An 11,950-nucleotide genomic window follows, 5' to 3' on the forward strand; every position below is an offset into this window, starting at 1 on the left:
ATGTCGAACAAATCCCATGAATCGGACGTGGCCTTTATCCGGGCCCTCGCGGAACTGCTGAACGAGAACGATCTGACCGAACTGTCGGTCAAGCGTGAATACGGTCAGGACGACACGCTGAACGTGCGCGTCAGCCGCCGGGGCGAGGTCGTCACCACCCATGTCAGCGCCCCCGCACCGCAGGCCGTGGCCCCCGCGCCCGCCGCAGCCCCCGCAGCGGTATCCCATTCCGCCCCGGCCGAGGATCCGGCAAGCCATCCGGGCGCCGTAACCTCGCCCATGGTCGGCACCGTCTACATGCAGGCAGAGCCGGGCGCGCCCGCATTCGTCAGCGTCGGCACGCAGGTTGCCGAGGGCGACACATTGCTGATCATCGAGGCGATGAAAACGATGAACCATATTCCCGCCCCGCGTGGCGGCACCGTCAAGCGCATCCTGATCGAGGATGGCGCGGCGGTCGAATATGGGTCGCCGCTGATGATCATCGAATAAGGGCTGGCGCGCATGTTCGAGAAAATCCTGATCGCCAACCGGGGCGAGATTGCCCTTCGCGTGATCCGCGCGGCGCGTGAGATGGGGATCAAGACCGTGGCGGTACATTCCACGGCGGATGCCGATGCGATGCATGTGCGCATGGCCGACGAATCCGTCTGCATCGGCCCGCCGCCGTCGTCCGAGAGCTATCTGTCGATCCCTTCGATCATCGCCGCCTGCGAGGTCACGGGCGCACAGGCGATCCATCCGGGCTATGGGTTTCTGTCGGAAAATGCCAGTTTCGTGCAGATCGTCGAGGATCACGACCTGACCTTCATCGGCCCGTCGGCGGAGCATATCCGTATCATGGGCGACAAGATCACCGCCAAGGACACGATGAAGGCGCTAGGCGTGCCCTGTGTGCCCGGATCGGAGGGGGGCGTCGCCAACCTCAAGGAGGCGCAGGCGCTCTGCGCCGACATCGGATTTCCGGTGATCGTCAAGGCTACGGCGGGCGGTGGCGGGCGTGGCATGAAGGTGGCGCAAAGCGCCGCCGAGCTGGAAAAGGCGTTCATGACCGCGCGCTCCGAGGCCAAGGCGGCATTCGGCAATGACGAGGTCTATATCGAGAAATACCTGACCACGCCGCGTCATATCGAGATTCAGGTGTTTGGTGACGGTAAAGGGAGTGCCGTGCATCTGGGCGAGCGTGACTGTTCGCTGCAACGGCGGCACCAGAAAGTTCTGGAAGAGGCCCCCGGCCCCTGCATCACCACCGAGGAGCGCGACCGGATCGGCAAGATCTGCGCCGATGCCGTGGCGCGGATCAAGTATCGCGGCGCGGGCACGATCGAGTTCCTCTATGAAAAGGGCGAGTTCTTCTTTATCGAGATGAACACCCGGTTGCAGGTCGAGCATCCGGTGACCGAGGCGATCTTTGGCGTGGACCTTGTGCAGGAACAGATCCGCGTGGCCGAGGGGCTGCCGATGTCGTTCACGCAGGAGGATCTGGTGATCAACGGGCACGCGATCGAGGTGCGCATCAACGCCGAGAAACTGCCGGATTTCGCGCCGCGACCGGGCAAGATCACCCAGTTTCACGCGCCCGGCGGATTGGGTGTGCGGATGGATTCGGCCCTCTATGACGGCTACAAGATCCCGCCCTATTACGACAGTCTGATCGCCAAGCTGATCGTGCATGGCAAGGACCGGCAGAGCGCGCTTACCCGGCTTGGTCGCGCGCTGGGCGAGTTGATCGTGGACGGGGTGGACACCACCGTGCCGCTCTTTCACGCGCTCTTGCAGGAAGAGGATATCCAGAGCGGCGATTACAATATTCACTGGCTGGAACACTGGTTGGAAACCAACCTGCGGGACTGACCGGGCGCGCCATGACCCCAGCCCTGACCCCCGAACTGCTGCTGGAAGCCTATGCGGCGGGGGTGTTTCCGATGGCCGAACATCGTGGCGATCAGAGCGTTTTCTGGGTCGATCCGCAGCGGCGTGGCATCCTGCCGCTGGGCGGGTTCCACATCTCCCGCTCGCTGGCCAGGCGAATGCGCGGCGGCGGGTACGAGGTCACGCTGAACCGCGATTTCAAGGGCGTGCTGGACGGGTGCGCCGACCGCCCCGAGACATGGATCAGTGCGCGCATTCATCGTGCCTATACGGCGCTGCACCGGGTGGGGCATGCGCATTCACTGGAAGTTTGGCGCGAGGGGCAGCTTGCGGGCGGGGTTTACGGGGTCACGCTGGGGGCTGTGTTCTGTGGCGAGAGCATGTTTTCATACCGCACCGACACCTCGAAACTGGCGCTGGCGCATCTGACCGATCACCTGAAACGCTGTGGTTTCGTGCTGTTCGACACGCAATTCCTGACCCCGCATCTTGCCCGGCTGGGCGGGGTGGAGATCCCGCGTGCCGAATATCGCAGGCGGTTGCAGGAGGCGCTGGCCATCGAGGCGGACATCACCGCGCTGCCGCTGGAAACCGACCCCGGTCAGATTTTGCAGCGCAGCACCCAGACATCATAGCGCGGATGCTCAAGCGCGTTGAGCGCGGGCGATGAGGCCAGCATCCAGCCCGAAAACAGCTCTTGCCCGCCAACCTGTTCGCGGATCGTCAGGAACGCATAGGCATCGCCCGCCGGGTTGCCTTCGGGGTAGCGGCATTGTGCCAGATCAATCCTGAGACTGCCGAAATCCGCCCCCTCGCCATTGGCCAGGTCGATGTCAATCACCTGGCCATTGATCTTGTCGAGACCGCGCAGCACCGCCCCCGATCCAACCGAGGCCGGTTCCTGTGCGCCCGCGACCGTGGCGAACACGCCGAGGGCAAAGCCAGGCCAGAGGCGTTTCATTGTGCGGCCTCGTCCTCTCCGCCGGCGACGAATTTCATCAGGAGCGACACCAGGCTGACCGACCCCTGGGTGAATTCTATCTCGTCGCCCGGCTCGAAATGAAAGGGGGAGCCGCCCGGCAGGATCTCGACGAAATTGCCACCCAGCAGACCCTCGGAGGAAATCGAGACCGCGCTGTCATCGGGCACGCGGATCCTGTCCTGAACGGTAAAGAACGCACTGGCGCGATAGGTTTCCGGATCAAGGTCAAGCCGCGTCACACGCCCCACCTTGACGCCGGCGAGGCGTACATCGGTGCCCACGCTGACGCCGTCGGCGCTGCGAAAGCTGGCGCTGAGCGTGTATTCGGCCCCCGCCCGCGTCATCCCGGTGGTATTGCCCGCATAGACAAGAAAGCCGATCGCCACGGCCAGAACCACGCCGCCGACCAGTATTTCGGTTTTGCTTTCAGACATTCATTCGTCCTTATTCCGGTGACCACGCCTCGTAGTCGCGCCGCTCTGCCGGGACCGCGCGCCGGATCGAACCGGCTGGCGCATAGGCCAGCGGCGTGCCGGTCAGGTTCTCGCTATGCGGCTTTTCCCAGGTCTTGTGCGGCAGCGGCCTGTCGGTGGGCGGTTCGCGGTAGGTGTGATGCAGCCAGCCGTGCCAGTCGGGATCGATGCGGCTTGCCTCGGCCTCGCCGTTGAAGATCACCCAGCGGCGGCTGTCGTCGCGGTTGCGGTAGAACAGGTTGCCCTGCGCATCCTCGCCGACCCTGACGCCCTTGCGCCAGGTATAGAACTGCGTGTTGAGCGTCTGCCCGTTCCACCAGGTGACCGACCGCAGGAGCGTCGTCAAAATACCCATCCGAACCTCCGAAGCTTGCTCTGTCCGATATGGCCGATCCCGCGCAAAAGGTCCAGTGCCCGCAAGGCCCCCGGCAGGTTCGGTGCGGGCGGTGTGAATCCGGTCCAGCGGACAGGTTATCCCGCGCTCGCGCTGCCCTTCTTGGCCTTGGTTTCGGCATAGATGATCAGCGGTGTGGCGTCGGAGTTCACCGCTTCTTCGTTGACCACTACCTCTTCGACATGCGCCATGCTGGGCAGTTCGAACATCGTGTCGAGCAGGATATCCTCGAGGATCGAGCGCAGCCCGCGCGCGCCGGTCTTGCGCAGGATGGCGCGTTTGGCGATCGCGGTCAGGGCGTCCTCGGTAAAGCTCAGCCGCGCGCCCTCAAGTTCGAAGAGGCGCTGATACTGTTTGACCAGCGCGTTCTTGGGCTGGGTCAGAATCGTGACCAGCGCATCCTCATCGAGATCCTCAAGCGTCGCGATCACCGGCAGGCGACCGACAAATTCGGGAATGAGGCCGAATTTCAGCAGATCCTCAGGCTCCAGATCCTTGAATATCTCGCCGACGCCACGGGCATCGTTGTCGCGCACATCGGCGCCAAAGCCCATCGCGCTGCCCTTGCCACGCTGCGCAATGATCTTGTCCAGACCGGCAAAGGCGCCGCCGCAGATGAAGAGGATATTGGTGGTGTCCACCTGCAGGAACTCCTGCTGCGGATGTTTGCGCCCGCCCTGCGGCGGCACGGCGGCGACCGTGCCCTCCATCAGTTTCAGGAGCGCCTGCTGCACGCCCTCGCCCGACACGTCGCGGGTGATCGAGGGGTTTTCGGATTTGCGCGTGATCTTGTCGACCTCGTCGATATAGACGATGCCGCGCTGCGCGCGTTCGACATTGTATTCGCTGGACTGCAACAGCTTGAGGATGATGTTCTCGACATCCTCCCCGACATAACCCGCCTCGGTCAGCGTGGTGGCATCGGCCATGGTAAAGGGCACGTCGAGGATCCGTGCCAGCGTCTGTGCCAGCAGCGTCTTGCCACAGCCGGTCGGGCCGATCAGCAGGATGTTGGATTTCGACAGCTCGATATCGCTCTTGCCGGAATTGTTGAGCCGCTTGTAGTGGTTATGCACCGCGACAGAGAGCACCCGCTTGGCCCGCATCTGTCCGATCACGTAATCATCCAGAACCTTGCAGATGTCGCGCGGCGCAGGCACGCCCTCGCTCGACTTCAATCCTGCGCTCTTGGTTTCCTCGCGGATGATGTCCATGCAGAGCTCGACGCATTCATCGCAGATGAACACGGTCGGCCCGGCGATCAGCTTGCGCACCTCGTGCTGGCTTTTGCCGCAGAAGCTGCAATAAAGCGTGTTCTTGCTGTCGCCTGAGTTGTTCGCCATCTCGTACCTTTCAGACTCTGCGCTGCCACCTGGCTTGCGGTCGCGTCGGGGCCGTTTATCTGTGCGTATTCCTTTCCGCCAGCTTAAGTCAGGCGGAAAAGCACCACAATCCGAAAATGTCCGACCCCGGAGCGGGGCCGATCACCTCTTACTTATCCTCGCTGTCGCCCTTGGCACGGTTTTCGACGATCTCGTCGATCAGTCCCCAGGCCCTGGCCTCTTCGGGCGACATGAAATTGTCCCGCTCCAGCGCCTCTTCGACCTTTTTCAGGGTCTGGCTGGTATGCTTGACATAAATCTCGTTCAGACGATCCTTGAGCTTTTGCGTCTCGCGCGCGTGGATCATGATGTCGGTGGCCTGCCCCTGATATCCGCCCGAGGGCTGGTGGACCATGATCCGGCTGTTGGGCAGCGAGAATCGCATACCCGGTTCGCCCGCCGTCAGCAGCAGGCTGCCCATGCTTGCCGCCTGCCCCACGACGAGGGTGCTGACCTTGGGCTTGATATACTGCATCGTGTCATAGATCGACAGGCCAGAGGTGACCACACCGCCGGGGCTGTTGATATACATGCTGATTTCCTTGGACGGATTCTCCGCCTCGAGATGCAGCAGTTGCGCCACGATCAGGCTCGACATGCCGTCATGCACCGGGCCGCTGAGGAAGATGATCCGCTCCTTCAGCAGGCGCGAAAAAATGTCATAGGCCCGTTCGCCCCGGCTGGTCTGTTCCACGACCATCGGCACGAGGGTATTCATATAGATGTCCATAGGGTCTTTCATCGTCGCCCGCCTGCAAATGCGCCAGAACGTCAGTCATCCGGCCTTGGGTGTCATGCTGACCGTATCGGGCCAGTTCCTAAGCGAGTCTTAGTGTTGCGCCCAAAGGGCTGCAAGGGCATCGCGCGAATTTGTGGCATCGCGCGCCTGTGGTGCCGGTTTGGGGCCACAGCCGCTCACTTTCCCGCAAGCCCTCCCCGTCAGTTTTTGCATCACCGCGCAAAACGCCCTAGATACAGACGAAACCGAGGAGCGGATCCTATCGAAATGCCCCTGCCCGTGCCTGATGACACAGTTGATCCTGCCGAAATGGACCGGATGGTCGAGAATGCGACCAGGGCCGCAAATTTCCTCAAGGCGATAAGCCACGAGGGGCGGCTGATGATTCTGTGCCATCTGGTATCGGGTGAAAAATCCGTGACCGAGTTGGAAGAACTGCTCTGCGCCCGTCAGGCGGCGGTATCGCAACAGCTGTCACGGCTGCGCCTCGAGGGGCTGGTGACGACACGTCGTGACGGCAAGGCGATCTATTACAGTCTCGCGGATGACCGCCCGCGCAAGGTGCTCGAGGTGGTTTACGAGCTGTTCTGCGCCCCCGGTGCCGGGGGACGCAGTTCCTGATATCGGGGCTCAGGCGGGTTCGACCGTCTTGCCCACGGCAAAGGATGCAAAGGCGTCGTCCAGATTGGTGTGGTTGACGTGGTTGGCATAGTTGCTGATCGTCTTGACGGCGAGCGCCAGAATGATCTCGAGCACATGCACATCGCTATAGCCGGCCGCCTTGAACGCCTCGGCCTCGGCCTGTGTCGGCAGACCGCGGGTTTGCCACATGTGATGAGTGAACTTGCGCAGCGCCTCCAGCTTGGGATCGCTCAGAGGTTTGCCGTCGCGCAGCGCCTGGGTATGCGCCTCGCCCAGCTTGGACATCTTGACCGCCAGCATCGAGTGCGCCGCGGTGCAGTAGTCACAGCCATTCGCACCGGAAATCACCAGGAACACCACCTCTTGCTCGGGCGGGGTGAAATTCCCCGACTCGCGGAACAGCGCGTAGCCGTGCAGATAGGTCGCCAGCAGACCCGGATTTACGGCCATACCGCGATACATGTTCGGCACGAACCCCAGCTTGGCGCGCGCGCCGTCGAGCAGTTCCTTTGCTTTTCCCTTGGCCTGATCGTCGCTTACAGGGGGTGTCTCAACTCGAAATTCAGCAGTCATTGGACCTCTCCTTTGATTTTGGTCAGTCTCCAGCTAATCGGATGATGGCGACTTTGAAACCGCAAGACGATCACCATATCGTGAACATGCGGTGTCAGACCCTTTCCTGAGTGTATTTGCGCAACTCGGCCCGCGCCACCTGTCGGCGGTGCACCGCGTCCGGCCCGTCGGCCAGCCGCAGCGTGCGCACATGCGTCCACATCGCCGCGAGCGGCACATCCTGTGAAATCCCCTGTGCGCCGAACATCTGCACCGCCTCGTCGATGACCCTGAGCGCCACGCGCGGGGCCACGACCTTGATCTGGCTGATCCAGGGGGCGGCTGCGCGCGGATCGCCCTGGTCCATCATCCACGCCGCCTTGAGGCACAAGAGGCGCGCCTGCTCGATCTCCATCCGGCATTCGGCGATGATGTCGTAATTGGCGCCCAGCTGCGCCAGCGGCTTGCCGAATGCCTCGCGTTTCAGGCTGCGCCGGCACATCATTTCAAGCGCCGCCTCGGCCTGGCCGATGGCGCGCATGCAGTGGTGGATACGCCCCGGTCCAAGGCGGCCCTGAGCGATCTCGAACCCGCGCCCCTCGCCCAGAAGCAGGTTTTCAACCGGCACCCGCACATCGGTAAAGCGGAAATGCATATGCCCGTGCGGCGCGTCGTCATGGCCGTAAACCTGCATCGGGCGCAGCTTTTCGATGCCGGGCGTGTCGGCGGAAACCACGATCATCGAATGGCGCTGATGCTTGGACAGATCATCGCCGCCGGTGCGCACCATCACGATATAGACCGCGCAGCGCGGATCGCCCGCGCCGGTGGCCCACCATTTCTCGCCGTTCAGGACGTAGTGATCGCCGTCGCGCACGCAGGACATGGCGATATTGGTGGCGTCCGAACTGGCGACATCCGGCTCGGTCATCAGATAGGCGCTGCGGATCGCGCCATCGAGCAGCGGTTTCAGCCAGCGTTCTTTCATCGCGTCAGAGCCGTAGCGTTCAAAGACCTCCATGTTGCCGGTATCGGGCGCGTTGCAGTTGAACACCTCTGCCGCCATCGGCGTGCGGCCCATCGTTTCGGCGAAATAGGCATAATCCACCGTCGTCAGGCCAAGGCCCCGGGCGCTGTCGGTGAGCCAGAAGTTCCACAGGCCCGCCGCCCTGGCGCGTGCCTTGAGCCCTTCGAGGATCTCGGTCTGGCGGGGGGTGTAGGACCAGCGGTCGCCCTTTGCGGTCTCGGCGTGATACTCGGCCTCCAACGGCATGATCTCGTCGCGCACCATCGCCGCCACCCGATCCAGAAGCCCCCCGATCTCCGGTCGCAGTCCCAGATTCATCTCCATCCCGATCCCCTTTTTTCACATCGATTCAGTCTGTCCGATGTATCGGACAACCCAAGCGCGATTGCCGCGGCATCGCCCGCAACCCCAGTGCTGCGCAGGCGGCGATATGTCAAAACCTCTCCGCCGCACGCGCAAAATTCCGCCATAAACGCAGCGCTCAATGGCCCGGCGTCAGGGCAGTCACGTCTGCATTTGACAGCATCCGGCCTGCCGCAACAAGTGTGCAAGTCATTCAAGAGTAAACTGTTTTGAGTAGGTACAATGTTACTGGCAGGTGGCCGCGCTGTCGCGGTTACCTGCCGGCCCGCGTGGGGCAGATGCCGGTCGGCGCTGCTGTGCTGCGAAACTGACGCGCGCGACGCGGGATGTTGACAAGCCCCCCTTGATGCTCGCAGCGTCCCGGACAATCGTATGATCCTTGCCGGGGCGAACAGTTGAGCAGCCTTCTTTGTGTCGGTGATTCCCATTCGCGGCTGATCGGTCTGAAACCGCCCGGAGCAATCTTTCGCTACGGGCGTGTTTGTCCGACCATCGTGGAGGGATTCGATCCCTCTCACATCTTCAGCCTGCGCGGGGCCACAGCTGCGGGGTTTCGTCCCAAGGCAGACCCGGAATGCTCTTACTCCAGGGTTTCACGATGTATCGAACGGCTGAATCCGGACATGATCTGTTTCGGCTTCGGACAGGTCGATGCGGAACTGAGCGTTTACTATCAGGCGCTGCGCGACGGATCACGGATCGAGGATGCGATCCGCACCAGGAAACGCGCGATCCGGCGCTATCTGCGCCACTGCCAGGAGATCGCCGGGGACCGGCGGATCCTGATCAAGGGCCTAAACACGATCGCCCTGCGCAACACGGGATCGCTGCGGACGATGATACGCAACAATCTGGCGCCTGCGCTGGGGATTGCCGAGCGCGACCTTGCGGACTGGCTTGATCAGAGCGGGGTCACGCTGGCCCTGCATGGCCGGATCAACGGCGAGATCGCGAAGGCCCTGCGACAGGCGGCGGAGCGGATGGGCCTGGCCTATTTCGACCTGCGTGCCGCAACGGGGATCAGGCGGCGCTCCGGCCTCTCAAGGCGCGAGTTTTGCGGTCGGTCACGGGATGTGCATCTGCGCAACCTGTCCAAGATCGAGAACGCAGTTCTCCTGCGGTCTGTCGGATGCGGTCAAGGCGGGTGTCTGCAGTCTGAGGGGCGTCCGGGCTGACCTCTGATGCTCATGCAAGGGATGCCGGAACCGGGGCGCCGGGCGCCGTTGCCTGATGATGGTGCGGTCGAGAGGACTCGAACCTCCACGGGTGTTACCCCACAGCGACCTCAACGCTGCGCGTCTACCAATTCCGCCACGACCGCACGTGATCAGGTAGGTGCGCGCCGTATAAGCAATGCCATGCGGCTTGTGAAGGGGCAAAACACGCTGCCCCTTCGGATTTTGCCGAGGTGTTTACGCCTGCTCAGTCCAGCTTGAACGTGGGCAGGGCCGACGACGCGGGTTGCACCGTCTCGCCACTCGATTGCAACGCCCCGTCAGAGGTTTGCAGCGCCGCCTTGCGGATCAGATCGACCCGTCCGGCATCGCCGGGGGCAAAGACCGGCTCGGCCCCGTTGTCGACGGCTTCGACGGCGCCCTGATACCAGGCCAGGGCCAGATCAGGCCGCCGCGTCGTGCCGAACCCCTCCTTGAGGTGATGGCCGATCAACTCGCCATAGACCTCCTCGCCCAGCGCAGTGAGCAGGAGCGACGACCCCAGCGCCACGTTCATGTTGTCGATCCGATAGCCGACCGACAGGCATATCTTGGCCGTGCCCGCAAGTTGCGCCGGGGACTGTCCGGTTTGCAGGACGAACCCGCGCACCTGCTGGATCACCTCGTCTTTCGGGTTGAGCGACAATGCCGCGACATGATCGCGCATCGCCGGGCCAAAGGCGCGGCACTGTTCTTCCATCTGGGCCGAGGTGACCCCCTTGAGTCCCGAGGCCATCGTCTCGCCCTCGGCGATCGCATAGGTGCGCGCCAGGCAGAATTGTTCGTTGAGGGCAAAGCGCGGATCGGTCATCGAGGCCTCGGTCACGAAGCCACCGTTCGAACTGGTGACCAGGCTGACCTGATTGCAATGCGACGCGAGCGACGGCCCGTCGCCACCGCCGCCCAGCAGGTTGGGCAGTGCAGCCAGATCGGTCGCCTGCGGCACCTGCGCCTCTTGCGGGACCGCCGCCATCACCGGCGACGGTGCGGCTGGCGCCGGTGCCGGGCCCGTCCCATAGGCGGGGCGCACGCCCGTGGCCTCGTCCCTGTAGGCATGCAGCAATCCGCGCGTGCCCTGCCCGCGTTCCGCGATGATCTGCGAGGTGATCGCCCCGCCGCTCTGCGCGCGGTAATAGGAACTGATCAGGAACTGGCGTTCGTAATCGGCGAGATAGCCGCTCACCGGATAGCCCATATGCGCCTGGAACTGCGCGGTCGCGTCGCGCGTGTTGCGTCCGCGCACCCCGTCGGGCGTGCCCGCCGGAAAGCCGAAGTAGTTGAGCGCGGTCTGTTCCTCGCGCACCTGCTGGCGCGTCACCGAGTCGACCGGCGCGCGGTAGGTGCGCGTGGTTGTCGTGGTGGTCGTGCGGTTGCGTTCGCGCGCCTTGGCGCTCTCGTTCACGATGATCCCGCTCACGGCACCGCCGACCAGACCGCCGACGATCCCGTCCGCCAGATCCGCCGTTACCCGTGTGCCCGGCACCGCCGCAACGCTCGCGGCCAGCGCGGTCATCACAAATCGCTTTGAAAACATCTCACATCTCCCTTAATCAGGTGCAGCACAATCCGGGTTATCCTAGCACAGAATTCCGGCCAGACGCGCAAAAGAGTCCCTTCGTGATGCTGCAAACCCCGCTCTCCACCGATCAGAACGGCATGGAATGGCATATCTCCGCCGGTCTGGTGCCCTATGCCGATGCCGTGACCACCATGGAAGAACGGGTCGCGCGAATCGCCGCTGGCGACGCGCCAGAGGCGATCTGGCTGCTGGAACACCCGCCGCTCTATACCGCCGGAACCTCTGCCCGGCCCGAGGATCTGACCGATCCCGGCCGCTTTCCGGTGCATGTCTCGCAACGCGGCGGGCAGTATACCTATCACGGGCCGGGACAGCGTGTGGTCTATGTGATGCTCGACGTCGGAAAGCGCGGTCGCGACGTGCGCTGTTTTGTGCGCCAGCTTGAGGCATGGGTGATCGCCACGCTGGCCGAATTCAACGTGAAGGGAGAGATCCGTCCGGGTCGTGTCGGCGTCTGGGTCACGCGCGACGACAAACCGCCCGGCCCCACGGGGCAGAAGCAGGAGGACAAGATCGCCGCCATCGGCATCCGCCTGCGCAAATGGGTCAGTTTTCACGGGATTTCGATCAATGTGGAGCCGGATCTGTCGCATTTTTCAGGCATCGTGCCCTGCGGCATCACAGAGCACGGCGTGACCAGCCTTGTCGATCTCGGCCTGCCGGTCAGCATGGATGATCTTGATATGGCGCTCAGGCGGTGCTTCTCGCAGAGTTTTGACTGAGGCAATCCC

General features: G+C 63.2%; 14 protein-coding genes and 1 tRNA gene. 6 read left to right on the forward strand and 9 right to left on the reverse strand.

All coding sequences use genetic code 11. From position 1 onward, the window contains the following. Genes accB through aat form a run of 3 tightly spaced genes read left to right on the forward strand, consistent with a single transcriptional unit; the run spans position 1 to position 2,507 of the window. Positions 1-492: an acetyl-CoA carboxylase biotin carboxyl carrier protein gene (gene accB / locus BSG08_RS07890; protein WP_093034736.1), complete on the forward strand. Its 492-nt coding sequence runs from the start codon at positions 1-3 to the stop codon at positions 490-492. 12 nt (positions 493-504) lie between these two features. Beyond that, positions 505-1,854, forward strand: a complete 1,350-nt coding sequence (accC, locus tag BSG08_RS07895) for an acetyl-CoA carboxylase biotin carboxylase subunit (protein WP_093034739.1) — start codon at positions 505-507, stop codon at positions 1,852-1,854. 11 nt (positions 1,855-1,865) lie between these two features. Beyond that, a complete protein-coding gene (gene aat / locus BSG08_RS07900) occupies positions 1,866-2,507 on the forward strand; it encodes a leucyl/phenylalanyl-tRNA--protein transferase (RefSeq protein ID WP_093034742.1) in 642 nt (213 codons plus the stop codon). Here the strand turns inward: aat and BSG08_RS07905 are convergent. The 5 genes from BSG08_RS07905 to BSG08_RS07925 all read right to left on the reverse strand — a co-directional run bounded on the left by BSG08_RS07905 (position 2,474) and on the right by BSG08_RS07925 (position 5,845). After that, a complete protein-coding gene (locus BSG08_RS07905; RefSeq protein ID WP_093034744.1) occupies positions 2,474-2,833 on the reverse strand; it encodes a DUF2155 domain-containing protein in 360 nt (119 codons plus the stop codon). The two genes, aat and BSG08_RS07905, sit on opposite strands and share 34 nt — an antisense overlap. Beyond that, entirely contained in the window at positions 2,830-3,288 is a 459-nt protein-coding gene (gene mlaD / locus BSG08_RS07910) for an outer membrane lipid asymmetry maintenance protein MlaD (protein ID WP_093034747.1), read from the reverse strand. Before mlaD ends, BSG08_RS07905 begins: the two co-directional genes overlap by 4 nt. A gap of 10 nt (positions 3,289-3,298) precedes the next feature. Then, positions 3,299-3,682 (reverse strand): NADH:ubiquinone oxidoreductase subunit NDUFA12, encoded by a 384-nt coding sequence (locus BSG08_RS07915; protein WP_093034750.1) that lies wholly within the window; start codon positions 3,680-3,682, stop codon positions 3,299-3,301. Positions 3,683-3,798: 116 nt separating this feature from the next. Further along, positions 3,799-5,064, reverse strand: a complete 1,266-nt coding sequence (gene clpX / locus BSG08_RS07920; RefSeq protein ID WP_093034753.1) for an ATP-dependent Clp protease ATP-binding subunit ClpX — start codon at positions 5,062-5,064, stop codon at positions 3,799-3,801. A 148-nt stretch (positions 5,065-5,212) separates the two neighbouring features. Continuing rightward, positions 5,213-5,845, reverse strand: a complete 633-nt coding sequence (locus tag BSG08_RS07925) for an ATP-dependent Clp protease proteolytic subunit (protein ID WP_093034756.1) — start codon at positions 5,843-5,845, stop codon at positions 5,213-5,215. Positions 5,846-6,109: 264 nt separating this feature from the next. On the opposite strand from BSG08_RS07925, the gene BSG08_RS07930 reads away from it, so the two are divergent. Beyond that, on the forward strand, positions 6,110-6,463 hold the full coding sequence (locus BSG08_RS07930; RefSeq protein ID WP_093034759.1) for an ArsR/SmtB family transcription factor: 354 nt from the start codon (positions 6,110-6,112) through the stop codon (positions 6,461-6,463). A 9-nt stretch (positions 6,464-6,472) separates the two neighbouring features. Here the strand turns inward: BSG08_RS07930 and BSG08_RS07935 are convergent, their stop codons facing one another. Both BSG08_RS07935 and BSG08_RS07940 read right to left on the reverse strand, forming a co-directional pair. Beyond that, positions 6,473-7,057 (reverse strand): carboxymuconolactone decarboxylase family protein, encoded by a 585-nt coding sequence (locus BSG08_RS07935; RefSeq protein WP_093034762.1) that lies wholly within the window; start codon positions 7,055-7,057, stop codon positions 6,473-6,475. Between the two features lie 94 nt (positions 7,058-7,151). After that, positions 7,152-8,387 carry an acyl-CoA dehydrogenase family protein gene (locus BSG08_RS07940; RefSeq protein ID WP_093034765.1) on the reverse strand — a complete coding sequence of 412 codons (1,236 nt, stop codon included), beginning with the start codon at positions 8,385-8,387 and terminating at the stop codon, positions 7,152-7,154. A gap of 434 nt (positions 8,388-8,821) precedes the next feature. Here BSG08_RS07940 and BSG08_RS07945 point away from each other — a divergent pair, with 434 nt between their 5' ends. Next, positions 8,822-9,601 (forward strand): hypothetical protein, encoded by a 780-nt coding sequence (locus BSG08_RS07945; RefSeq protein WP_139274545.1) that lies wholly within the window; start codon positions 8,822-8,824, stop codon positions 9,599-9,601. A gap of 59 nt (positions 9,602-9,660) precedes the next feature. Here BSG08_RS07945 and BSG08_RS07950 read toward each other — a convergent pair. Further along, positions 9,661-9,747 (reverse strand) — tRNA-Leu (locus tag BSG08_RS07950). 101 nt (positions 9,748-9,848) lie between these two features. After that, complete coding sequence (locus tag BSG08_RS07955; RefSeq protein WP_093034771.1) at positions 9,849-11,174, reverse strand: peptidoglycan-binding domain-containing protein; 1,326 nt, start codon at positions 11,172-11,174, stop codon at positions 9,849-9,851. 86 nt (positions 11,175-11,260) lie between these two features. On the opposite strand from BSG08_RS07955, the gene lipB reads away from it, so the two are divergent. Then, the gene (gene lipB, locus BSG08_RS07960) at positions 11,261-11,941 is read left to right on the forward strand and encodes a lipoyl(octanoyl) transferase LipB (RefSeq protein WP_093034774.1); all 681 of its coding nucleotides are present in this window, start codon (positions 11,261-11,263) and stop codon (positions 11,939-11,941) included. Positions 11,942-11,950: the final 9 nt, after the last annotated feature.

The sequence above is a fragment of the Roseovarius azorensis genome (assembly GCF_900109455.1).
Classification (GTDB): Bacteria; Pseudomonadota; Alphaproteobacteria; order Rhodobacterales; family Rhodobacteraceae; genus Roseovarius; species Roseovarius azorensis.

Bases quoted from the DNA above. Each gene is read 5' to 3' on its own strand.
- clpX (WP_093034753.1), bottom strand. From the start codon at position 5,064: ATGGCGAACAACTCAGGCGACAGCAAGAACACGCTTTATTGCAGCTTC.
- BSG08_RS07955 (WP_093034771.1), bottom strand. From the start codon at position 11,174: ATGTTTTCAAAGCGATTTGTGATGACCGCGCTGGCCGCGAGCGTTGCG.
- aat (WP_093034742.1), top strand. From the start codon at position 1,866: ATGACCCCAGCCCTGACCCCCGAACTGCTGCTGGAAGCCTATGCGGCG.
- BSG08_RS07925 (WP_093034756.1), bottom strand. From the start codon at position 5,845: ATGAAAGACCCTATGGACATCTATATGAATACCCTCGTGCCGATGGTC.
- lipB (WP_093034774.1), top strand. From the start codon at position 11,261: ATGCTGCAAACCCCGCTCTCCACCGATCAGAACGGCATGGAATGGCAT.
- accB (WP_093034736.1), top strand. From the start codon at position 1: ATGTCGAACAAATCCCATGAATCGGACGTGGCCTTTATCCGGGCCCTC.
- mlaD (WP_093034747.1), bottom strand. From the start codon at position 3,288: ATGTCTGAAAGCAAAACCGAAATACTGGTCGGCGGCGTGGTTCTGGCC.
- BSG08_RS07940 (WP_093034765.1), bottom strand. From the start codon at position 8,387: ATGGAGATGAATCTGGGACTGCGACCGGAGATCGGGGGGCTTCTGGAT.
- BSG08_RS07915 (WP_093034750.1), bottom strand. From the start codon at position 3,682: ATGGGTATTTTGACGACGCTCCTGCGGTCGGTCACCTGGTGGAACGGG.
- BSG08_RS07905 (WP_093034744.1), bottom strand. From the start codon at position 2,833: ATGAAACGCCTCTGGCCTGGCTTTGCCCTCGGCGTGTTCGCCACGGTC.
- BSG08_RS07930 (WP_093034759.1), top strand. From the start codon at position 6,110: ATGCCCCTGCCCGTGCCTGATGACACAGTTGATCCTGCCGAAATGGAC.
- BSG08_RS07935 (WP_093034762.1), bottom strand. From the start codon at position 7,057: ATGACTGCTGAATTTCGAGTTGAGACACCCCCTGTAAGCGACGATCAG.
- accC (WP_093034739.1), top strand. From the start codon at position 505: ATGTTCGAGAAAATCCTGATCGCCAACCGGGGCGAGATTGCCCTTCGC.